This window comes from Lentilactobacillus kosonis (assembly GCF_003864335.1).
Taxonomy (GTDB): domain Bacteria; phylum Bacillota; class Bacilli; order Lactobacillales; family Lactobacillaceae; genus Lentilactobacillus; species Lentilactobacillus kosonis.
On record NZ_BEXA01000006.1, the window covers coordinates 1 to 20,713 of the forward strand.

The 20,713-nt window shown below is 37.9% G+C and carries 15 protein-coding genes, 19 tRNA genes and 5 pseudogenes; 35 read left to right on the top strand and 4 right to left on the bottom strand.

Translation table 11 applies throughout. The features are described from left to right. Nucleotides 1-9: 9 nt before the first annotated feature. The 20 genes from NBRC111893_RS08755 (at nucleotide 10) to NBRC111893_RS08850 (ending at nucleotide 2,216) form a co-directional block, all read left to right on the top strand. Nucleotides 10-82, top strand: a tRNA-Val gene (locus NBRC111893_RS08755). A gap of 4 nt (nucleotides 83-86) precedes the next feature. Beyond that, a tRNA-Lys gene (locus NBRC111893_RS08760) sits at nucleotides 87-159 on the top strand. A gap of 47 nt (nucleotides 160-206) precedes the next feature. Next, nucleotides 207-279: transfer RNA gene (locus NBRC111893_RS08765), tRNA-Thr, on the top strand. A 5-nt stretch (nucleotides 280-284) separates the two neighbouring features. Then, a tRNA-Gly gene (locus tag NBRC111893_RS08770) sits at nucleotides 285-356 on the top strand. A 6-nt stretch (nucleotides 357-362) separates the two neighbouring features. Next, nucleotides 363-448 (top strand) — tRNA-Leu (locus NBRC111893_RS08775). Nucleotides 449-454: 6 nt separating this feature from the next. Then, nucleotides 455-528 (top strand) — tRNA-Arg (locus tag NBRC111893_RS08780). Nucleotides 529-536: 8 nt separating this feature from the next. Next, nucleotides 537-610 (top strand) — tRNA-Pro (locus NBRC111893_RS08785). A 37-nt stretch (nucleotides 611-647) separates the two neighbouring features. Continuing rightward, nucleotides 648-721, top strand: a tRNA-Met gene (locus NBRC111893_RS08790). Between the two features lie 10 nt (nucleotides 722-731). Further along, nucleotides 732-805, top strand: a tRNA-Ile gene (locus NBRC111893_RS08795). A gap of 58 nt (nucleotides 806-863) precedes the next feature. Continuing rightward, nucleotides 864-953, top strand: a tRNA-Ser gene (locus NBRC111893_RS08800). A 9-nt stretch (nucleotides 954-962) separates the two neighbouring features. Next, nucleotides 963-1,036 (top strand) — tRNA-Met (locus NBRC111893_RS08805). A gap of 4 nt (nucleotides 1,037-1,040) precedes the next feature. Continuing rightward, nucleotides 1,041-1,115, top strand: a tRNA-Asp gene (locus NBRC111893_RS08810). A gap of 5 nt (nucleotides 1,116-1,120) precedes the next feature. Further along, nucleotides 1,121-1,193: transfer RNA gene (locus tag NBRC111893_RS08815), tRNA-Phe, on the top strand. 21 nt (nucleotides 1,194-1,214) lie between these two features. After that, a tRNA-Gly gene (locus tag NBRC111893_RS08820) sits at nucleotides 1,215-1,285 on the top strand. A 14-nt stretch (nucleotides 1,286-1,299) separates the two neighbouring features. Further along, nucleotides 1,300-1,373: transfer RNA gene (locus NBRC111893_RS08825), tRNA-Ile, on the top strand. A 4-nt stretch (nucleotides 1,374-1,377) separates the two neighbouring features. After that, a tRNA-Ser gene (locus NBRC111893_RS08830) sits at nucleotides 1,378-1,465 on the top strand. A gap of 13 nt (nucleotides 1,466-1,478) precedes the next feature. Beyond that, nucleotides 1,479-1,550, top strand: a tRNA-Glu gene (locus tag NBRC111893_RS08835). A gap of 28 nt (nucleotides 1,551-1,578) precedes the next feature. Then, nucleotides 1,579-1,652 (top strand) — tRNA-Met (locus NBRC111893_RS08840). 4 nt (nucleotides 1,653-1,656) lie between these two features. Continuing rightward, nucleotides 1,657-1,731, top strand: a tRNA-Asp gene (locus tag NBRC111893_RS08845). 143 nt (nucleotides 1,732-1,874) lie between these two features. After that, on the top strand, nucleotides 1,875-2,216 hold the full coding sequence (locus NBRC111893_RS08850) for an OsmC family protein (RefSeq protein ID WP_225417721.1): 342 nt from the start codon (nucleotides 1,875-1,877) through the stop codon (nucleotides 2,214-2,216). Between the two features lie 107 nt (nucleotides 2,217-2,323). Here NBRC111893_RS08850 and NBRC111893_RS08855 read toward each other — a convergent pair whose 3' ends face one another. Then, nucleotides 2,324-2,812, bottom strand: a complete 489-nt coding sequence (locus NBRC111893_RS08855) for a monooxygenase (protein ID WP_125008764.1) — start codon at nucleotides 2,810-2,812, stop codon at nucleotides 2,324-2,326. 107 nt (nucleotides 2,813-2,919) lie between these two features. Here NBRC111893_RS08855 and NBRC111893_RS08860 point away from each other — a divergent pair, with 107 nt between their 5' ends. The 3 genes from NBRC111893_RS08860 (at nucleotide 2,920) to NBRC111893_RS08870 (ending at nucleotide 4,951) form a co-directional block, all read left to right on the top strand. After that, on the top strand, nucleotides 2,920-3,660 hold the full coding sequence (locus NBRC111893_RS08860; protein WP_125008765.1) for an MBL fold metallo-hydrolase: 741 nt from the start codon (nucleotides 2,920-2,922) through the stop codon (nucleotides 3,658-3,660). Between the two features lie 110 nt (nucleotides 3,661-3,770). Beyond that, the gene (gene spx / locus NBRC111893_RS08865; RefSeq protein ID WP_125008766.1) at nucleotides 3,771-4,169 is read left to right on the top strand and encodes a transcriptional regulator Spx; all 399 of its coding nucleotides are present in this window, start codon (nucleotides 3,771-3,773) and stop codon (nucleotides 4,167-4,169) included. A 116-nt stretch (nucleotides 4,170-4,285) separates the two neighbouring features. Next, nucleotides 4,286-4,951, top strand: coding sequence for an adaptor protein MecA (locus tag NBRC111893_RS08870; protein WP_125008870.1), 666 nt, complete (start codon nucleotides 4,286-4,288; stop codon nucleotides 4,949-4,951). 61 nt (nucleotides 4,952-5,012) lie between these two features. On the opposite strand, the pseudogene NBRC111893_RS12315 reads toward NBRC111893_RS08870, so the two are convergent. Continuing rightward, a pseudogene (locus NBRC111893_RS12315) lies at nucleotides 5,013-6,505 on the bottom strand (gamma-glutamylcysteine synthetase). An 86-nt stretch (nucleotides 6,506-6,591) separates the two neighbouring features. Between NBRC111893_RS12315 and NBRC111893_RS08885 the strand changes: the two are divergent. Both NBRC111893_RS08885 and pepF read left to right on the top strand, forming a co-directional pair. Further along, the gene (locus NBRC111893_RS08885; RefSeq protein ID WP_125008771.1) at nucleotides 6,592-7,434 is read left to right on the top strand and encodes a competence protein CoiA; all 843 of its coding nucleotides are present in this window, start codon (nucleotides 6,592-6,594) and stop codon (nucleotides 7,432-7,434) included. Nucleotides 7,435-7,736: 302 nt separating this feature from the next. Then, a complete protein-coding gene (gene pepF, locus NBRC111893_RS08890) occupies nucleotides 7,737-9,548 on the top strand; it encodes an oligoendopeptidase F (RefSeq protein ID WP_125008773.1) in 1,812 nt (603 codons plus the stop codon). A gap of 25 nt (nucleotides 9,549-9,573) precedes the next feature. Here the strand turns inward: pepF and NBRC111893_RS12215 are convergent. Further along, nucleotides 9,574-10,361: pseudogene (locus tag NBRC111893_RS12215) on the bottom strand (DsbA family protein). A gap of 73 nt (nucleotides 10,362-10,434) precedes the next feature. On the opposite strand from NBRC111893_RS12215, the pseudogene yjbM reads away from it, so the two are divergent. From yjbM to NBRC111893_RS08925, 5 genes and pseudogenes are all read left to right on the top strand, one after another. Further along, nucleotides 10,435-11,084: pseudogene (yjbM, locus tag NBRC111893_RS08905) on the top strand (GTP diphosphokinase). After that, nucleotides 11,065-11,877, top strand: a complete 813-nt coding sequence (locus NBRC111893_RS08910; protein ID WP_125008778.1) for an NAD kinase — start codon at nucleotides 11,065-11,067, stop codon at nucleotides 11,875-11,877. The pseudogene yjbM and the gene NBRC111893_RS08910 overlap by 20 nt, the downstream one beginning before the upstream one ends. After that, the gene (locus NBRC111893_RS08915) at nucleotides 11,873-12,763 is read left to right on the top strand and encodes an RluA family pseudouridine synthase (protein WP_439957184.1); all 891 of its coding nucleotides are present in this window, start codon (nucleotides 11,873-11,875) and stop codon (nucleotides 12,761-12,763) included. The genes NBRC111893_RS08910 and NBRC111893_RS08915 overlap by 5 nt, the downstream gene beginning before the upstream one ends. 118 nt (nucleotides 12,764-12,881) lie before the next feature. Continuing rightward, nucleotides 12,882-13,394, top strand: a complete 513-nt coding sequence (locus tag NBRC111893_RS08920; RefSeq protein WP_125008782.1) for a tRNA (cytidine(34)-2'-O)-methyltransferase — start codon at nucleotides 12,882-12,884, stop codon at nucleotides 13,392-13,394. Nucleotides 13,395-13,650: 256 nt separating this feature from the next. Beyond that, a pseudogene (locus tag NBRC111893_RS08925) lies at nucleotides 13,651-15,776 on the top strand (DNA translocase FtsK). Between the two features lie 79 nt (nucleotides 15,777-15,855). Here the strand turns inward: NBRC111893_RS08925 and NBRC111893_RS08930 are convergent. Then, on the bottom strand, nucleotides 15,856-15,978 hold the full coding sequence (locus NBRC111893_RS08930) for a DUF4044 domain-containing protein (protein ID WP_125008783.1): 123 nt from the start codon (nucleotides 15,976-15,978) through the stop codon (nucleotides 15,856-15,858). Nucleotides 15,979-16,072: 94 nt separating this feature from the next. Here NBRC111893_RS08930 and NBRC111893_RS08935 point away from each other — a divergent pair, with 94 nt between their 5' ends. The 5 genes and pseudogenes from NBRC111893_RS08935 to NBRC111893_RS08955 all read left to right on the top strand — a co-directional run bounded on the left by NBRC111893_RS08935 (nucleotide 16,073) and on the right by NBRC111893_RS08955 (nucleotide 20,692). Continuing rightward, the gene (locus tag NBRC111893_RS08935; protein ID WP_125008784.1) at nucleotides 16,073-16,450 is read left to right on the top strand and encodes a DUF3397 family protein; all 378 of its coding nucleotides are present in this window, start codon (nucleotides 16,073-16,075) and stop codon (nucleotides 16,448-16,450) included. A 278-nt stretch (nucleotides 16,451-16,728) separates the two neighbouring features. Beyond that, a complete protein-coding gene (gene mraZ, locus NBRC111893_RS08940; protein ID WP_125008786.1) occupies nucleotides 16,729-17,154 on the top strand; it encodes a division/cell wall cluster transcriptional repressor MraZ in 426 nt (141 codons plus the stop codon). A gap of 35 nt (nucleotides 17,155-17,189) precedes the next feature. Then, nucleotides 17,190-18,140, top strand: a complete 951-nt coding sequence (gene rsmH, locus NBRC111893_RS08945) for a 16S rRNA (cytosine(1402)-N(4))-methyltransferase RsmH (protein ID WP_125008788.1) — start codon at nucleotides 17,190-17,192, stop codon at nucleotides 18,138-18,140. 24 nt (nucleotides 18,141-18,164) lie between these two features. Next, a complete protein-coding gene (ftsL, locus tag NBRC111893_RS08950; protein WP_125008790.1) occupies nucleotides 18,165-18,545 on the top strand; it encodes a cell division protein FtsL in 381 nt (126 codons plus the stop codon). A 63-nt stretch (nucleotides 18,546-18,608) separates the two neighbouring features. Next, nucleotides 18,609-20,692: pseudogene (locus tag NBRC111893_RS08955) on the top strand (penicillin-binding transpeptidase domain-containing protein). Nucleotides 20,693-20,713: the final 21 nt, after the last annotated feature.

Consider the following 20,713-nt stretch of genomic DNA (forward strand, 5'->3'; position numbering starts at 1 on the left):
GCGATTTATGGAGGATTAGCTCAGCTGGGAGAGCATCTGCCTTACAAGCAGGAGGTCACAGGTTCGATCCCTGTATCCTCCATATTGAGCCGTTAGCTCAGTTGGTAGAGCATCTGACTTTTAATCAGAGGGTCGGCAGTTCGAGACTGCCACGGCTCATTACAATTGAATATATCTTAGCGCATAGCATATTTAATGTAAAAATTGCCGACTTAGCTCAGCTGGCAGAGCACCTGTCTTGTAAACAGGGGGTCGGAAGTTCGAATCTTCTAGTCGGCATTTTTGCGGAAGTAGTTCAGTGGTAGAACATCACCTTGCCATGGTGGGGGTCGCGGGTTCGAATCCCGTCTTCCGCTTGTTATGCCGGGGTGGCGGAATTGGCAGACGCACAGGACTTAAAATCCTGCGGTCAGTGATGACCGTACCGGTTCGATCCCGGTCCTCGGCATATAATGCACCCATAGCGCAACTGGATAGAGTGTCTGACTACGAATCAGAAGGTTGTAGGTTCGACTCCTACTGGGTGCATAGTTTTTCGGGAAGTAGCTCAGCTTGGTAGAGCACCTGGTTTGGGACCAGGGGGTCGCAGGTTCGAATCCTGTCTTCCCGATTGATAGAATTATTATAATGGTATGACTATCATCGATCGCGGTGTAGCTCAGCTGGCTAGAGCGTCCGGTTCATACCCGGAAGGTCGGGGGTTCGATCCCCTCTGCCGCGATATAGGTCTTGGACCTTTAGCTCAGTTGGTTAGAGCAGACGGCTCATAACCGTCCGGTCGTAGGTTCGAATCCTACAAGGTCCATTGACTCATTATTGTCAACGTTTGTATTATGTAGTATAATGTTATTTGTATTTATTATGGAGGATTACCCAAGTCTGGCTGAAGGGAACGGTCTTGAAAACCGTCAGGTGGGTCAAACCACGCGAGAGTTCGAATCTCTCATCCTCCTTTTAATTATCGCGGGATGGAGCAGTCTGGTAGCTCGTCGGGCTCATAACCCGAAGGTCGTTGGTTCAAATCCAGCTCCCGCAATTTTGGTCCGTTGGTCTAGTTGGTTTAGGACGCCTGCCTGTCACGCAGGAGATCACGAGTTCGAGTCTCGTACGGACCGGTTATGGCTCGGTAGCTCAGTCGGTAGAGCAATGGATTGAAGCTCCATGTGTCGGCAGTTCGATTCTGTCCCGCGCCACTTTAATTAAATATTTATCATGCGGGTGTAGTTTAGTGGTAAAACCACAGCCTTCCAAGCTGTTGTCGCGAGTTCGATTCTCGTCACCCGCTTTTTTATAGTTAATGGGCCTATAGCTCAGCTGGTTAGAGCGCACGCCTGATAAGCGTGAGGTCGATGGTTCGAGTCCATTTAGGCCCATATTGGAGAAGTACTCAAGTGGCTGAAGAGGCGCCCCTGCTAAGGGTGTAGGTCGCGTAAGCGGCGCGAGAGTTCGAATCTCTCCTTCTCCGTTGTTATTTATATGACCCGTTGGTCAAGTGGTTAAGACACCGCCCTTTCACGGCGGTAACATGGGTTCGAATCCCGTACGGGTCATCCAACGTACATTTTAAATATTAATTATCGCGGGATGGAGCAGTCTGGTAGCTCGTCGGGCTCATAACCCGAAGGTCGTTGGTTCAAATCCAGCTCCCGCAATTTTGGTCCGTTGGTCTAGTTGGTTTAGGACGCCTGCCTGTCACGCAGGAGATCACGAGTTCGAGTCTCGTACGGACCGGTCGATAAAAGCGAAAGTAGAAATCTACTTCGCTTTTTTAATACTTAATTTATTAAAAATATTTATAATTCAAATCATGGTAATTTGATGACAAACATTATAGAATACAATTACTAATTTTATGTTGGGAGATTTAAGTGACTATGGGAAAATATGTAGTACATTCAACTTTACGTCCATTAGGAACCCAAGTGATGAATCAGACGGGAGGACATGCTTATCTTGCTGATGAGCCTGCAGTTGCCAAGGGAACAGATGCCGCTCCAAATCCAGTCCAATATTTATTAGGAGCCGTTGGCAGTTGCATGAGTGTTACCGCTAGAAATATTGAAAATGAAGAAGCAGACTTAAAGATTAAAAAATTTAAGGTCGATGTTTACGGTGAAACCACCACATATCCTGATGGTAGTTCGAAAGTAACAAGCATGGATATTAAACTCACTGCAGAGACAAATTTATCACCTGAAGACCATAACTTTTTATGAATGAAGTGGTCAGAAAATGTACCGTTCACGCATCGCTTGAAGGATCAATCCCTATGACAATAGAATATTTGTAACAAAAAAGCCGAGATGCTAATCATCTCGCTTTTTTAGCGAGCAAATTTATAATCAGACTCGTGACTGTAAAAGCTTGGGTTGTCATTAAATGCTGCTGGCATCAAGGATTGATTTGCTTTCTTCCAAAGTTCAAATTGCGATGGTGAGTTCCAAGTGGTTAATAACACGCGCTCATTAATATTTTTATAAGTATGAAGTGAATAAATTGATCTCATACCATCTGGCAGAGGGTTGCTCATTAACCTGTTAACCCGAGCGTCGAAGACCTTCTGCTGATCGGAATCAATTTGAGCAGTTATAAAGCTTACAAATCCACGCCAGTCATCAGTGCCACTGTGACTAAGGACATCATACTGCACAGGCGAGTTAAATACTGAATCCTTTCCTGAAGCATCGAGTAGCATTAGCTCGTTGCGATTACTTAGTGCATCATAAAGAATTAGTTCACGATCAGGATTTGCTTTCTTGATCTTGTTTAAAATTGGTTCACTACCAAATGTAATCGAAATTTTTTTAATCATAATCCTGCCTCCTGTTTCAATTTAATTATACTTTCTTTGTCAGAGCCTACCAAACATTTACAATCTGAATAATTATTTCTATACTTAACCAAAAGGGAGGGGTTAATTTGAAATTAACTGTGTTGGGATACCTAGGTGGTTATCCAAGCCATGGTGGTGGAACAAGTTCGTATTTACTTGAATCGAATGGATTTAAGCTATTAATTGATTTTGGTAGTGGCGCACTTTTGAGCTTAGAAAAGGTAACTGATCCATTAACAATTGATGCAATGATTTTAACACACTATCATAACGACCATATTGCTGACGTCGGTGTTATGCAATATTATTGGCAATTACATGCTGAGCGTCCTAAAGAGGCTGTATTGCCCATTTATGGACATAGAGAGGATATTCAACACTTTGATAGTCTTGAATGGTCAGGTGCGACTCAAAAAGTTGCTTATAAGCCAGAAGAAAAGTTGAATTTGGGACCGTATCAAATCACATTTATGAAAACCCATCATCCAGTTACTGCTTATGCATTAAGAATTTTGGAAATCAAAACTGGTAAGATTTTGGTATTTACTGCCGACAGTGCTTATTTTGATGGATTAATTGATATCTGCCAAGACGCCGATCTGCTTATTACTGATACAAATTTCTTTGCGAATAAAGTTGGTCAAAAATGGCATATGACAACCTTTGAGACTGGTAGATTAGCTAGTCAGGCAAATGTTAAACGATTGCTACTTAGTCACTTACCCGAAATTGCTGATCAGGATCGGTTAGTTCAAGAAACCATCCAGGCCTTAAACAAACCAATCCAAGTGCAAACTGCTAAGACAAGGCTAGCTATCGAAATATGAAGCTTCTGTGAATAAATCATAATAAAAAAGAAATAACTGTGAACTTCTGGAAATCAAAAGGCATTCCTTATATACTTTAGTTACAAATTAAAGTTAAGGGGATGTTTAATATGACAATTCAATTTTTATCAACTCCAAGTTGTACTTCATGCAGAAAGGCTAAGGCCTGGTTACAGGAAAATGAAGTTGCCTATAAAGAACGAAATATTTTCGCCAATCCACTTACTAAAGCAGAATTAAAAAAGATTTTGATGTTATCTGAGGAAGGAACAGAAGCCCTCATTTCAACTAGGTCCTTTGCAGTTCAAGAATATCGTCATCGTCTTGATTCAATGAACTTAAATGATTTATTAGAGTTATTATCAGCTCATCCTGAAATGATTAGACGACCTATTATCGTGGATGAAAATAGGTTACAAATTGGTTTTAACGATGATGAAATTAGAAGATTCTTACCTCGTCACATTCGAAAAAATGATCTTGCGAAAATGCTTGCTGAGGCACAGTAAATACAGGATATTACTTGTTTTTAATCAATTTAAGCCGTATCATTTACATGAATGATATTAGTGTTACAATTAATAAATATCAAATGACCCTTGGTTATGGAATGGGGTGGACAAGCATGGAAATGGAACGGATTAATGAGAACACGATTCGAGTACTCATTGGAACTGAAGATTTAGACAAGCGCGGAATTACCGTGCTTGACTTACTTGGTAATCATAAACAGATTGAAAGCTTCTTTTATAGCATTCTTGAAGAAGTTGATAAAGACCACCAATTTCAAAATAATGATGCTGTAACTTTCCAAGTGTTACCTAATCAGAATGGCTTAGAACTATTTATTAGCAAGGATGTTGATCTTGATAAAGATGATTTGATTCTGGGACCAGATGACGATGATCATAAGGATAGCGTTTCTAAGTTTATTGATGAACAACGGGAAGCTGCTAAATTAAGCAAATCAGATACTAGCGAATCTGATGAATTTGGTCATCAAAAAAGAACTGTAATTGTTGAATTTGATGATTTAGAAAATTTCATCAATTTAGCTAAAGCATTAAGACTTGAAAATGGGACATCTGATTTATACTTGTATAAAGGCAATTATTACTTACGGTTGCAACTATTTAGTAATGATCCAGTGGATATTGTTGTTACTGATGAAATTGCAATTGCTTATGAGTATGGGAATAAAACTAGTGTTACCAATGATGTACTAATCGAATATGGTGATTTGGTAATGGAAAATAGTGCATTAGAATTAAGTCGTTACTATTTTAAATAAACCAATAATCTATAAAACCGCTACGTCGCAGTTGTTTCTGCAATGTAGCGGTTTTTTGTGACTAAAATAATTGTGGAAACATGGTTCTAGTTTGATTCTCAAAGTTGGCTTCTGTAACAGAAGATAAATCGATTTCGTACTTATGGTTTTCAAAACTAACTTGCAATTTATTCTTGGAGATAAGCTTATATTTAACGCCTATTTCAATTAATAATTTAATAAGCTGTTGCACGCCATTTGAATAATCTGCTAAGGCCGGCAAAACCGTCGGCTGATTAGCTCGTGTCTGTTTGAATTTTAATGCTTGTTGGCTACCAAATTTCTGGAGACTATTGTTAACCATTAATTGAGATAGCCGGCCACTAGGAGTTAACTCAGGATGATCAATCATTCGCGAGATTCGCTGAATCACTTGGAAAACTTGGTCAGAGGCATCTAACATAGTAACGGTTTTATTTAAGTCGGTGACTAGTTTACGCATTTCTGCTTCCATACATGATTTTTTATCTGGGGATTCTAGGGCGACACGATCATTATCGTCAAACGATTTTTTTAATGCAGACCGCATGTTTTGAGGTTCAACCGTGTTAACAAATAACGATAAAAGATAGGTCTTTAAGAAAATAAGGGTTTCTGAGCTAATCCCGTTAGGTTCAAAGGGATTTATATCAAAAACTCGGAATTCTAAGTATTCAATTCCCTGACTAGGATAATCAAGATAAGATTCCTGTCCTCGTAAACGAACGGGACCGTAAAATTCTGATGGTGAATAGAGATGCTTTTTAGTAATACCATTAGAAATCATCTTGACATAATGTTTAAGACTTGAATATACAGTAACGTTGACGTCGTCTTGGGGGCGATTTACATACCCTAAGTGGCTATTGCGAATACTTCTAACTGGGTGAATTAGTTCTGGTGGTGTTTGCTTAAAGAATCCCTTTTCGGCAATTGGACTAGCCCCGAGAAAATAGGTTAAAAAGTAGCGGTGCAAAACAAATTGTTGAGCTAAGCTAAAGTAAATATCATTTTTAAACTGAATAAATGAATTATATTCTGTCTCATATTGGGAATATAATTTTTTAAAAGTGAATTAGGCAAGCTGAAGTTAATATGGATTCCAGTAACAATTTTTGGCTGGATACCATATTTTTCAGCTAGATAATCATGATAATCGGCATATGCAGGCCTTTCAAAATTATTTTCTACGAATTCAATTTCTTTGTTAGTTAAGACTGGTGGCATACTTAGTGGCCAAATTATTTCATCATCCCTCAGATGATCACTTAAAACCGTTTGTAAAGTATCCAGTTGATTAATAGTGTCTTGAATATTGGTATGTGGGTCAGTAATCAGCTCTGATTGGCTTTCGGCAAAATCTGATTGTAGGTACGGGTGAAATTCCCGCGAACCTAAGCCGCTCGGATAGGGATGGTTACTTAAGCGACCATTCTTTAATACTCGATGTTCTTCGATTTCAACGCCAATTGAACTTTTTTTAAGTTCGTTGATAAGTCCTGATTTCTGAATGTTATCAAGGATATTTTGCAACATATTTCCATCCTCCAGTCCATTAGTTACATCAATTATAAACAAAAATCACTATAAAAGCGTATTTACTGATTGGAAGGTGATATTTGATGTTAATGGCTCAGGAGAATGGCAAACTGATTTTGGCGGTAGGGGCTGTTAGAAATGGTAAATATTATTGTCCCCAATGTGGTCAATTAGTAATATTAAAAAATGGGAAAAATCGGCGACCGTATTTTGCTCATCTGCCAAAAGCGGTTAAGTTAGAAGCTGAAAGTGTTTATCATAAGGCTGGCAAACAGCGCTTATATAATGATATGTTGAAAATAAAGTATAGTGTTCAGATGGAAGTAGTGATGAATAATAAAGCACAACGGGCGGATATCTATATATCAAATAAGGCGTTGGCCTTAGAGTATCAGTGCAGTGCAATTTCTTTAAAATCAGTGGCAAACAGAACGTTAGAATATAATAACTCTGGTATTAAGGTTTGGTGGATACTAGGTGATAATTATTTAAATCGAAGGCTAACTCTTGCAACCCTGCAAAAGTTTGTTAGATATAAACCTGAATGTGGTTTTTACCTAGTTTTTTATTCTGTTCGACAAAGCCGTTACTTGTTATGGAGTCATATTGAGGAAGCTAACGGAATTTTTATTTATCAAGTTAATCGATATCAAAGTTTACAAGAATGTTGGCGGGATTGGGATGATATTCAGCAAATAAAACCGAAACTTAAGCTACGGAAGCAAGAGGTATCAAGGGAGGCCCATCGACTTCAAGTAAATGTTATGCTAAAAAATCAGCAGTATCTTGAATTAGCTGATTTGTGCTATCGATGTGGATATATTTTAACCGGGGCACCAATCATCTGTCATTCAATTAGTCATCGGTTTTATCCGATTTTTTACGAAGTGGGTTTGAATTTCGACTTAGGATGCTGCTTAAGTTAACTGATAATTGGGGGAATTATTTAAGTAATAGTGATCTGAATCGAATCTACCAGGAAGTGCTTCAGCAAAGTCAAATTGAATTTGCGCAGATAAATGGGATACAGCAGTTTTATTTAATTGAATTTCGAAGATTTTTCCGAGATTTTCATAAAGAAGGCAATGTAAAATACACTAACAATGGGATAAAGCTAATTTCTGCTCCTACTTGGTATCAAGATTATGATCATAAGCGACTTGTAATTGAGAAAATTTAGCAATTTATGGTAGGCTTTAGTCATAACAATAATTTGAGGAGGGTAACTATGCCAGAAGTGACAGAATTGCCATTAAGAAAAGATGTTGACCCAGATTTAACATGGGATTTAACAACTATCTATCAGAAAGATTCTGATTTTGATGTGGACTTTAAAAAAGTTCAAAAACAAATTGCCAATTATTCTCAGCTGGTGGGCACATTAGCTAATAGTGCACAAAGCTTATTAACCGCCACTACTGAAATCTTATCGGGTGCGCGTTTATTGTATAAAGTATACGTTTATGCACAATTAAAGAATGATCAAGATACTAGTATCGATAAGTATCAAGCAATGGTGGCTCAAGCGTCAGATTTATCATCCCAATTTTCCGGTGCAACGGCTTGGTTTGATCCTGAATTACTCCAATTAGACAAGCAAACGATGAATAAATATTACAATGAAGAACCTAAATTAAGGGAATATCAACGATTTTATGATCAAACCTTCAGCTTGCGTGACCATATTTTAAGCGATGACGTTGAACACGTTTTAGCATTAGCCAGTGATGTCTTTGATTCTGGCGAAAAGACATTTGGTGTCTTAAATAATACTGATTTATCATTCCCAGTTGTAACTGATGAAGAGGGTAATCAGATCAAATTATCAGAAGGAATATATGGTGTCCTTTTGGAATCAGCGGATCAGTCAGTTCGTGAACAAGCATTTAAAAAATTATACGAGGTATATGGTCAATTTCAACATACGTTAAGTGCGACATTAACAACTAATGTCAAACAACATAATTTAAAGGCCAATTTAAAACATTATGATAATGCATTACAAGCGGCTTTAACTGCAAATGAGATTTCGACTGATGTTTACCAGAATTTAATCGACGTCGTCAACGAACACTTACCATTGCTTCATCGATATGTTAAGTTACGTAAACAAATATTGGGTGTTGATGATTTGCATATGTATGATATGTATACTTCATTAGTTGGTGAAAAGTCACCACGGTATACATTTGCGGAATCTAAAAAAATTGCCCGGAATGCACTTGAAGTTTTAGGCGATGACTACGTGAGTCATGTAGATGAAGAATTTAATCAACGGTGGATTGACGTGGTGGAAAATCGTTACAAGCGGACAGGGGGATATTCATCAGGAACTTATGATACCAATCCATTCATTTTGCTGAACTGGAAGGATAATTTAGATAATCTATATACTCTGATCCACGAAACAGGCCACAGCATGCATAGTTATTATGCTAAAAATAATCAACCGTTCCAATATGGCGATTACTCGATTTTTGTTGCTGAAATTGCTTCAACAACAAATGAAAATCTGTTGACCAATCAATTATTGGATAACCCAGACTTAGATATTGATCTAAAAAAGCATATTTTAAATTATTATCTTGACGGTTTTAAAGGAACCGTTTTTCGGCAGACGCAATTTGCTGAGTTTGAACAATTCATCCATGAACAAGATGCCGCGGGACAACCACTGACAGCTAGCTTTTTAAATGATAGCTACCGTAAACTGAATAAAAAGTATTATGGAGATGCGGTGGTTTCTGATGCTGAAATTGGGCTTGAATGGTCGCGAATCCCTCATTTTTACTATAATTTTTATGTTTATCAATACGCGACTGGCTTTGCCGCAGCCTCAACATTGGCTAACAAAGTAGTCACAGGCAGTCAACAAGATGTCGACGATTACCTTAGTTTCTTGAAGGCTGGTAGTTCGGACACTCCAACTAACGTGATGAAGCGAGCTGGAGTCGATATGACCAAACCAGATTATTTGGAAAAAGCTTTCGCAATATTTGAAGAACGCTTAAATGAATTTGAAAAATTGGTAACTAAATAAAAATAAAACCGGCTAGTAGTTTGATTTAATCACTACTAGCCGGTTTTTGTTTTACTATAAACTTTTTAAGATTCGGGTATTGAATAATTTTGTGGTCACTTAAGTTGCTTTCATTAGCTGAATTGAGTTCTTCCAAGTAGTTTGCTGATTTGATACTATCTTGGCAATACTTAAGCAGTGAATCATAGTCAAAATCACGAATAACAACGCCACAGTCATCTAATCTAGTATTAAAAAGAACTGCGCTTGCTGGTTCAGTAACATTCATATTAACTGCAGCAACTTGGTCAGAATGATAAGTTTCGGTAACCAAAGTTGAATTCCGATCTTCATTGAACATTTCTAAGTCTAACTTTTGGCCTTCAGCAGTTCGCTTAACTAATTCAGAGCAGTATTTTTCTTGGTTAACAAATAATTGCTCTTGCAAACTCATTAAAAATTTCTACCGCAACGTTGGCCCTGAAAGGAGGCAGCTTTGTAATTAATTACCATATCGTATGGAACAGTACTGTTAAATCGCTTTTTAAATGGATTATTTGGCTGATTCAATACGTTAATGCTTAGAAGTGGAATGAAGTGGATCACCAGTTGATTGTTTAAATTATGGGCCACTTTTTCAACCGCTTTTTCGGCTTCATAACATTGTTTATCAAGTGGATCGACAAACAAGTAAATTTCTAAAAGCATAAAACTCCTCCGTTTATTAATTCTCGTCAAGTGTGTTTTCTTTTTGTGCGCTAGGAATAGAATAACAAATTCTGAACAAAACTCAATATATTTGTTCAAAAGATAGGTGATATGATGTAGCATCATTCGTTAATGTGGTAAAATTGGTGATGCTTAAATAATCGAATGTTAAAATTAATTTTAGATGGGAAGTGTTAGCTTGGTTGACAATTGGGAAGATTTTTTAGTTCCTTACAAGCAAGCTGTCGACGAATTAAAGGTCAAACTTAGGGGGATTCGTGGGGAGTACCTAAAAATTGATGGGCGCTCACCAATTGAATTTGTTACTGGTAGAGTTAAGCCAGTTGACAGTATAAAAGAAAAAATGGTTCGTCGGCATATCAATGAAGACCGGCTCGAAGAAGACATGGAAGATATTGCGGGACTGAGAATTATGTGTCAATTTGTTGAAGATATATATCAAGTAGTTGATTTACTCAGAAAACGAACAGATATCACAATCTTAGAAGAGCGCGATTACGTGCATAACAAGAAGCCTAGCGGTTATCGTTCATATCACATTGTTTTGAATATCCCGTGCAAACACTAACTGGTGAGAAGAAAATCTTGGCTGAAATTCAAGTCAGAACATTAGCAATGAACTTTTGGGCAACAGTAGAGCACTCGCTAAATTATAAATATCAAGGTGAGTTTCCTGCTGAATTAAAATCCAGACTACAAAGAGCCTCTGAAGCTGCTTTTAGGTTAGATGAAGAAATGTCCGAAATTAGGGATGAGTTGCAAGAAACAAATCAAGTAGGAAACACACATAACTCGGGGGATCCTTCAAATGAGAATAGCGATTTATAGTAATTTGAATCCGGCTTCTAACCGGGTAGCGTCATTACTAAAAGATAAAATAAAAAACTCCGATGTATTGACCATGGATGGTCTAAATCCCGAAATCGTAATTTCGGTTGGTGGGGATGGCACACTCTTATCAGCGTTTCATCACTACCAAGATATTATTGAAAAAGTGCGGTTAGTCGGAATTCACACGGGGCACTTGGGTTTTTATACTGACTGGCGGGATTATGAGGTTCAAGAACTGATTGACAGTTTGGAACATGACGATGGTCAAAGCGTTACATATCCACTGTTGGACATTAAAGTTAATTATGCCGACCACTCACCAAGTGATTATGGGATGGCCCTTAATGAATCTACATTAAAACAAATTAGTGGATCAATGGTGGCTGACGTATTTATTAAGGAGCAATTGTTTGAAAGCTTCCGGGGCGATGGCTTATGTATATCGACTCCTAGTGGCTCAACGGCATATAATAAGTCAGCTGGCGGGGCGATTATTAATCCAACATTGAGTGCAATTCAGATGGCAGAAATTTCATCAATTAATAACCGGGTGTTTAGAACGCTGGGATCACCTTTAATTATTTCGCCAGATGAATGGATTAAGATTCTTCCCAATAGTAATGAACGAACGGTTTTAACTTGTGATCAGCAAATAATCTCAACGAAAGTGATTTCATCAGTTGAATATCGAATTTCAAAGCGGAAGGTGGCATTTGCTCAGTATCGTCATACCCAGTTTTGGAAACGAGTAACTAATTCATTCATTGGCGAGGTTGGTACAGGTGATTAAATTTAGCTATCAATACTCTGGACGTGAACCAATGAAATTACGGACGTTTATTATGGGACATGGAGTAACTAGAACGCTACTAAAAAGAATTAAGTTTCATGGCGGTGATACATTAGTTAATGGTAAATCAGTTTTTGCAAATACAATGATTTATCAAGGAGATGACGTTACCGTTATCTTGCCTCCTGAAGAGGGAAATGATCACGTGACCCCATCATATGGACCAATTGCTATTGCCTACGAAGATGACAATTATTTAATTGTCAATAAAGAAGCCGGCGTTGCCTCAGTTCCATCTCATATCTATGCGACTGATTCATTGGTTAATCGCGTTAAGGGATATTTTACTGAAACTGGTAAGCCAGACCAACGAATTCATATTGTAACCAGACTTGATAAAGATACATCTGGATTAGTTATATTTGCTAAACATCATTTTGCTCATTCCGTATTGGATAAAGCTTTGAAGGATCATTCAATCTACAAAGAATATCGAGCCATTGTTGATGGAACGTTAATATCTAATCAAATTGAGATTCGTTTGCCAATAGGACGGGCTGAAGACTCATTTGTGAAGCGCACCATAAGAGATGATGGCAAACAAGCCTATACAAGTGTTTACCCAGTTAAAAGAATGGCTGATAGTACGCTAATTAGAGTCGTCCTGCATACTGGAAGAACCCACCAAATTCGGGTTCACATGGCATCGTTAGGTCATCCGTTAATTGGTGATTGGTTGTATAACGAAAGCGATCATCGAATGTATCGGCAGGCGTTACATTGTCAGACCGTGAGCTTCTTTGATCCATTTAGTCAGCAACAAATTACTGTGAATGCTGATATTACATCTGACATGGCAGATTATGTTGCTGCTCGAGATTTTTAAAATCGTTCACTTTAAATGAACGGTTTTTTATTTTGGCTGGGTTTTAAAAGAGGCCAGGGACTGTGATATAATTGATTTCGTTTATCATTCAAGATTAATAATCAATTGGAGAATAATTATGGCAAATCATATCGTATTATTTGAACCACTAATGCCAGCTAATACTGGTAATATTGCAAGAACTTGTGCCGGAACCGATACCGTTCTTGATTTAATTGAACCGCTGGGCTTTAGCATTGACGATAAGCATTTAAAGCGAGCGGGGTTAGATTATTGGGATAAAGTTGATATTCATTACCATCAAAACTTGCAAGCTTTCTTGGCGACGGTTGATGATCCAACCAAACTATTCTTGGTTTCTAAGTTTGCTGAACAAGATTACACGGAACCTGATTATTCAAATAGTGATCAGGATTACTACTTTTTATTTGGTAAAGAGACTACGGGGTTACCAGAACCATTTATGCGTAAAAATCCTGAAAAGGCCATCCGAATTCCACAAGATGATAGTCATATTCGGGCATTAAACTTATCAAATAGTTGTGCCATTGTTATTTATGAAGTACTACGACAACAGAACTTTAATCAATTAGAAAAAACACATACTTACGAAAATGATAAATTGAAGTAATGAATCTTTTTGGGGGGAATTAAGTGATGGCTACGAAAAAAAACGGCGTAAATCGACTAGCAAGAAAAAAACTAGTAAAAAACAACCTAGTTTTTTTACTCGTTACTGGATTAACATCACAGGAATCCTAATTGCATTATTTGCAATTGCAGGTTTGTTCTCAGCTGGGATTATTGGCGCGTTTATCGTGAATTGCATTCGCTTTTTTGTTGGTGGTATTTATGTGATTGGCTTAGTGGCCCTACTGATTATTGGGGTGTTGCTTGCTGGATTCGCAAAGGTTCCGAAAATCTCGTTTAGATATTGGTCAGGAACCTTGTTAATAGTGATTGGATTAACGCTATGGTTAACCTTAATTCAATATGTGGCAGCTCCTCAACCGGTTGACTTCGTGACGACTAATGTTGATAAATTAGTTGATGATATTCAATCTGCTAATACTACTTCAAATATTGGTGGGGGAATTATTGCTGCGGGATTATTTGCGGGAATTAAGTTGTTGATTGGGGTTATTGGTGCTGGGGTTGTAGCGACTGGAACAATTCTTGGTGGTGGACTGACCCTATTTAATGTTTCAGCGGCTAAGACCTTTAGGACGGTTAGAAAAGCAGTGGTTGTGTGCGTTGAGACTGTAAAAAGGTCTGTACAAAAGGGACACGAGATTGGTAAAAATGTTCAACAAAAAGTTAATGATGCTAGAGATAAACCAAGGACTGACTTAGACAAATCTTTACAACCTAGTGAGAAACGTGGAAAACTTGATAAATCAACCGAGTCAATCGAATCCGTACCCGATGAATCATTTTCACCGGCTAACATCACGGTTTCTGGGATGCAGGTTAACCAAAATAAAGTTCAACCTGAACAAAAAAAGGAATCCGTGGAAAATTCCTCTAGCAATAGTCCTGAGATTGATGAGCCTAAGCATGATGACGTCCAATTAGTCAATGTTCAAGAAGACGACGATTATCAACTACCTACGGCTGATTTATTAACGGAATTTAAGCAGGAAGACCAATCAGAAGAACTTAAATCGATTGATCAGAATGCTAAAGTTTTACAAGAGACTCTAAATAGTTTGGGGTTAAGGCTCAGATTAAGCATGTTAGTCTGGGGCCAGCAGTTACCAAATATGAATTACATCCAGATATTGGCGTAAAAGTTAGTCGAATTGTTAATTTAGCTGACGATATTGCATTGGCCTTGGCTGCGCGAGATATTCGAATTGAAGCCCCGATCCCTGGTAAATCATTAATTGGAATTGAAGTTCCAAATCGACAAATTGCGACGGTTTCCTTTAGAGATGTGGTTGAATCATCACCTGATAATCAAGGTCATCTATTGCAAGTGCCCCTGGGAAAAGATGTGAATGGTAAGGTAATCACAGCAGATTTAACGAAAATGCCACATTTACTGATTGCAGGTTCCACTGGTAGTGGTAAGTCGGTAGCTATTAATGGCATTATCACCAGTATTTTATTGAATGCCAAGCCTAGTCAAGTGAAATTGATGCTGATTGATCCTAAGAAAGTAGAATTGGGAGTCTATAATGGAATTCCCCACTTACTTAGTCCCGTTGTCTCAGAACCTAAAAAAGCAGCTCGAGCTTTGCAAAAGGTAGTTACCGAAATGGAAAATCGTTATGAATTATTTGCTAAGTATGGTCAACGAAAAATTAGTACTTATAATGAGTTTGCTGTAAAAAATAATCAGGAAAATGAAGTTAAACTCCAACCGATGCCATATATTGTTGTGGTTGTTGACGAATTGGCCGACTTAATGATGACAGTTTCAAATGATGTTGAAGCGGCCATCATTAGGTTAGCCCAAATGGGTCGGGCAGCCGGGATACATATGATTCTTGCTACCCAAAGGCCATCGGTTGATGTTATTACTGGTTTGATTAAAGCGAATGTGCCCTCTAGAATGGCGTTTGCAGTGTCATCGGGAATTGATTCACGAACGATTATTGACACTAACGGAGCTGAAAAGCTATTAGGTAGAGGAGATATGCTATTTTTACCAATCGATTCTAATACCCCAATCAGAATTCAAGGGGCATTTATTCCCGATAAAGATGTTTCAAAGGTAGTTGATTTTGTTACCCAACAAGCTTCAGCGGAATACGATGAAGCAATGATGGTTACCGATGAAGAAGTTAAAGAAGAAGAGCAAGAAAATTCAGATGATGATTTGTTTAATGATGCGCTAGATTTTGTGGTTGAGCAACAAAAGGCTAGTACGTCACTATTGCAACGGCATTTCCGAATTGGATATAATCGAGCTGCCAGACTGATTGATGATTTAGAACAGCGCGGGTATGTTGGCCCCCAAGACGGTAGTCGACCAAGACAGGTATACAAACAAAAGACTAATCAATAATGATAATTAGCATAAAAAAGAGAGTGACGGAATAAATCCGCCACTCTCTACTGTTAGATGTTAGTTATTATTATGTGGGTTAAAATTGACCCATCAAGGTAATCACAGCTGATAAAACCAAAGAAGCAACAGTTGCGATAATCATTAACCAAACAAAAACAAGGGTTATTTTTTGAAATCTAGTTCTTTTTTTGCGAGCCAATATTTGCACCACTTTCTCAATATTTTACCTTCTGATAGTGTAACGTTGTTTCTTAATCATTGCAATATGAACATTTTAGTAAGGGGATGAATTTTTGGACTTAGCAACGATGATAATCAATTGGCAATTAGTTATTATGCAAGTGCTAGTGCTAATTGGACTAACAATTTTAGTACAATTAGGTAAGCGGGCCAAACTGTTAAAAAAGTATTTAAAATTAACGCCCTTAGACTTGTGGCCACCATTTTTAATCCTAGCAATTTATCAATTGACTAGCAATCAGGCCCAGGGTTCATTCGTTCCCCATGTTTTATTAGGGTGGATCATTGTTAGCCTAGCAGTCTTGTCTTGGCGGATTTTTGTTGATCAGCGATTAACATATCGAAAATCTGCAGTAATGTTATGGCGAATTGCCGATTTGTGGTTTGTGGTAGCGTGGCTATTCATCATATTTTTAGGATTATTTCTATAGTGGATAGTTACGATAATGAATATTAATTTAAATGTGAATATAAGTGATAGTATTCACAATTGTTGATTGGAATTATGCAGATAGAGCTAAAATTTACGACTTGGTAGATTTTAGCTCTATTTTTTTATCTTTTTATAAAGCCGAAGGGTTTATTCAGCCCCTGAAATCATTGATGTTTGTTGAAAAAATTAAAATCAGTTGATTTTTTAGAGTGATGTGGTTGATTGTGGGGAATTGTGGTAGAATGTGAATGCGGAACCATTTCAGGGGGTGATGGAATGTTCATGGGTGAATATAAACACAATATTGATGCCAAGGGCAGGATCATCATCCCGGCTAAATTTAGGCAAGAACTTGGGGATAAATTTGTTATTACTCGGGGAATGGATGGCTGTTTATTTGGCTATCCAATGACTGAATGGGAAAGTTTTCAAAATAAAATCAATGAACTACCAGTTAGCAAGAAGGATGCAAGATCATTTACTAGATTTTTCTTTTCGGCCGCTGTCGAATGTGAATTTGATAAACAAGGCCGAATTAATTTACCAAGTAACCTACGGGAATATGCTAGTATCATTAAAAAATGTGTCGTAGTTGGCGTTTCCAATCGATTTGAAATTTGGAGTGAGCAACTATGGTCCGAGTTTAGTGAGGATGCTGAAGCAAACTTTAGCGAGATTGCTGAAAATATGATTGATTTTTAACTGATTAATTAATAATAGAAATGGAGAACTAAAGAATGGCGGAATTTTCTCACGTTACGGTATTGCTTAATGAAGCAGTTAATGAGCTTAACGTTAGTGAAGATGGCAACTATATTGACGCTACCCTTGGGGGCGGCGGCCACACTAGCAATATTCTGAAACATTTAAATAATGGCCATCTTTATTCTTTTGACCAAGATGAAACGGCAATTAAATACAATAGTGAAAACCTTGGTGACTACATAAAAAGTAACCAATTAACATTGATTCATAGTAATTTTAGAAATTTAGCTTTGGAAATGAATCAGCGGGGAATTTCTAAAGTTGACGGGATTCTTTATGATCTTGGAGTTTCATCACCCCAATTTGATGACGCTGATCGAGGCTTTAGTTATCGGTATGATGCACGACTAGATATGCGAATGGACCAAGAACAAGCACTGGATGCTTGGAAAGTTGTTAATGAATGGCCATACGAACAATTAGTTAGAATCTTCTTTAGATATGGTGAAGAGAAATTTTCTAAGCAAATTGCTCGTAAAATTGAAGAGCAAAGAGAACAGCAACCGATTGATACTACTGGACAATTAGTGGACATCATTAAGGAGGCCATTCCAGCTGCTGCCCGGAGACATGGGGGTCATCCGGCTAAAAAAGTATTTCAGGCCATCAGAGTGGCAGTTAATGATGAACTTTCGGCATTAGAAGATTCATTAGAGGCGGCGTTTGAGCTATTAGATGTTGGTGGTCGAATTTGTGTAATTACATTTCAGTCTTTGGAAGACAAATTAGTAAAAACGATGTTTAAAGAGAAGAGCTCTTTACCAGATGATTTACCATCTAATTTACCGATTATTCCTGAAGGGATTAAACCTAAATTTAAATTAATTACTAGGAAGCCGATTTTGCCTAGCGATGAAGAACAAGAAGCAAATCATCGATCACATAGTGCAAAGTTAAGAGTTATTGAAAAAATTAAGGATTAGTATTATTAGGGGAGGATACATACTATGGCACAAAATAACTTAGCAAGGGAAATTTTTCAACAAGCAGAACCAACATATACACCAACACAACCGGTGGCACCTGCGGCGCCTAAAACGCAAACCGAGACCAAAGTCGGTATTTCAACTTTTGAAAAGGTACTATTTGCTGTGGGTGCACTAGTTTGTGTTGCGATGATGATATTTGTGGTTTCGGCTAAGATTGCTTTAACAAATGCTCAACACGAATTACAACAAGTTGATGATCGAATTTCGACAGTGCATAGTCAAAACACTAACTATAAGCAACAAATTGGGGAACTTCAAAGTAGCAATCGGCTAGAAAAGATTGCTAAAGATAGCGGAATGTCACTTTCTAATGCAAACATAAGGAATGTTACTAAATGAACGATTCACCTAATCAAACTCAAGAAGAATTAGAAGCCAAAACGAAATCGAAAAAAAGTGGGGATGGCCCTCTTTTTCTTTTTTATTTTGGTTTTTTTTACCCTCGGATCAAGAATGTTGGTAATTGCGGTTGGTAAGAATGTTAAGAACGTAAATTTGTCAAAGCGTGCTGAACAATTATATACGCAAACGCGAACACTGAAGGCTAAGCGGGGAACGATTTATGATGCGAACGGAAAACCAATTGCTGAAGACACAAGTACGTATTCAATGTATGCGGTCCTTAGCAAGAATCAGGTAGATAACGACAATAAACCATTGTATATAGTTAATAAACATAAAACTGCAAAACAGTTAGCTAAGTACATATCAATGTCGGAAAAGCAGATTTATAAAACACTAAATCCAAAGAATCAAGATACTTTCCAGGTTGAGTTTGGCAGTGCTGGAACAGGAATTTCAGTATTAACTAAAGAGAAAATTGAAGCATTAAAGTTGCCAGGAATTAATTTTGTACAACAGCAGGCTCGTTCTTACCCTAATGGAATGTTTGCATCTAATTTAGTTGGACTAGCTACGGCTAAAGATAATGGTACGAATAATTTAACTGGCCAAATGGGAATTGAAAAGGCCTTTAATAATGAGCTGTCTGGTAAGAACGGTTATCGTGATGGCCAATATGATGTTTACGGTTATCGGTTGCCTGGTCGTAAGCAAAGGGAGCGACCAGCGAAAAATGGGGATAATGTTTATACCACCATTGATAACCATCTACAAAATTTGATGGAAACTGAAATGAGTGCGGTTCAGGCAGAAGCTAATCCGGTTTCAATGAATGCAATCTTAATGGAAGCTAAAACGGGAAAAATCGTTGCTGTATCACAGCGGCCTTCATTCAATGCCTCAACTTTGAAGGGATTAGATACTGCATGGACTAATAATTTGGTTCAAGACTCATTTGAACCGGGATCAACGATGAAGATTTTTACAATGTCAGCTGCGATTGATTCAGGAAATTATAATGGTAATGCTCTTTATGAATCTGGTCGGTATGCGATTGATGGCAAAATTGTTCCCGATTGGAATCAAGCAGGTTGGGGGTACATTACCTATAACAAAGGATTTGCATTATCAAGTAACGTTGCGATGGCTCATTTGGAACAACAGATGGGTGCTAATACTTGGCGGAACTACATTAAAAAATTTCAATTTATTCAGAATACGGATAGTGGGTTAGCTGGTGAAACGACTGGTAAAGTTCAATTCAAATACCCAATTGAACAGGCGGATACCGCATTTGGTCAAGGAATTGAGGTTACTGCTATGCAAATGATGCGGGCCTTATCAGGGGTTGCTAATGATGGTAAAATGATGAAGCCTTACTTCATTTCTAAAGTTACCAGCGCAAATAACAAGAAGGTAATTAAGAAGTATAGTCCCAAGGTGGTTGGCCACCCAATTTCTTCAAATACGGCGAAAAAAGTTCGTAAGCACATGGAGGATGTTGTTTATAAGAGCTACGGAATTGGTGGCGATTATAAGATGAAAGGTTATCGAGTTGCTGCCAAAACGGGAACCGCACAAGTAAGTAATGGTGCCAGCGGTTATGCTTCTGGTGATGATAGTTATCTATATTCAGTTGCTGGAATGGTACCAGCCAAGAACCCTAAGTATGTCATGTACATTACTATGAAACAACCTAAATTAACGGGAACCAAGACTGCTACGCAGTTAATGGCACAGATTTTCAAGCCTGTTCTTAGTCGGGCTCTTCAGAGTTCAAATGGGGGAGAAAACGTTAGTGTTAGGACGGTTCCAGAAACGGAATTCAAATCGGTTGATACAGCAAAAAATTGTTAACTGATAAGGAGTTTGATGTTTCCGTTATTGGTAATGGTAATTTGGTATCAAAGCAATCAATTGTTGCTGGCACCAAAATCAAAGGTGATCAGCGGGTGATTTTGATTACTAATGGTAACTTGACGATGCCAAGAATTATCGGTTGGCAGAAGGCCGATGTTGAACGACTTTGCAAATTGACTGGTCTTAAACTTGAGGCGACAGGCTCAGGATACGCTGATAGCCAAAGCATTACGGCCTCCGAAGCAATCAAAGAAAATAAAGTATTAAAAGTAAATTTTGAATAATTAAAAGGATGGAAGACAATA

What these genes read in the sequence shown, in the direction of transcription:
- NBRC111893_RS08850 (WP_225417721.1), top strand. Translation starts at nt 1,875, where the DNA reads ATGGGAAAATATGTAGTACATTCAACTTTACGTCCATTAGGAACCCAA.
- NBRC111893_RS08855 (WP_125008764.1), bottom strand. Translation starts at nt 2,812, where the DNA reads ATGATTAAAAAAATTTCGATTACATTTGGTAGTGAACCAATTTTAAAC.
- spx (WP_125008766.1), top strand. Translation starts at nt 3,771, where the DNA reads ATGACAATTCAATTTTTATCAACTCCAAGTTGTACTTCATGCAGAAAG.
- NBRC111893_RS08870 (WP_125008870.1), top strand. Translation starts at nt 4,286, where the DNA reads ATGGAAATGGAACGGATTAATGAGAACACGATTCGAGTACTCATTGGA.
- NBRC111893_RS08885 (WP_125008771.1), top strand. Translation starts at nt 6,592, where the DNA reads ATGTTAATGGCTCAGGAGAATGGCAAACTGATTTTGGCGGTAGGGGCT.
- pepF (WP_125008773.1), top strand. Translation starts at nt 7,737, where the DNA reads ATGCCAGAAGTGACAGAATTGCCATTAAGAAAAGATGTTGACCCAGAT.
- NBRC111893_RS08910 (WP_125008778.1), top strand. Translation starts at nt 11,065, where the DNA reads ATGAGAATAGCGATTTATAGTAATTTGAATCCGGCTTCTAACCGGGTA.
- NBRC111893_RS08920 (WP_125008782.1), top strand. Translation starts at nt 12,882, where the DNA reads ATGGCAAATCATATCGTATTATTTGAACCACTAATGCCAGCTAATACT.
- mraZ (WP_125008786.1), top strand. Translation starts at nt 16,729, where the DNA reads ATGTTCATGGGTGAATATAAACACAATATTGATGCCAAGGGCAGGATC.
- rsmH (WP_125008788.1), top strand. Translation starts at nt 17,190, where the DNA reads ATGGCGGAATTTTCTCACGTTACGGTATTGCTTAATGAAGCAGTTAAT.
- ftsL (WP_125008790.1), top strand. Translation starts at nt 18,165, where the DNA reads ATGGCACAAAATAACTTAGCAAGGGAAATTTTTCAACAAGCAGAACCA.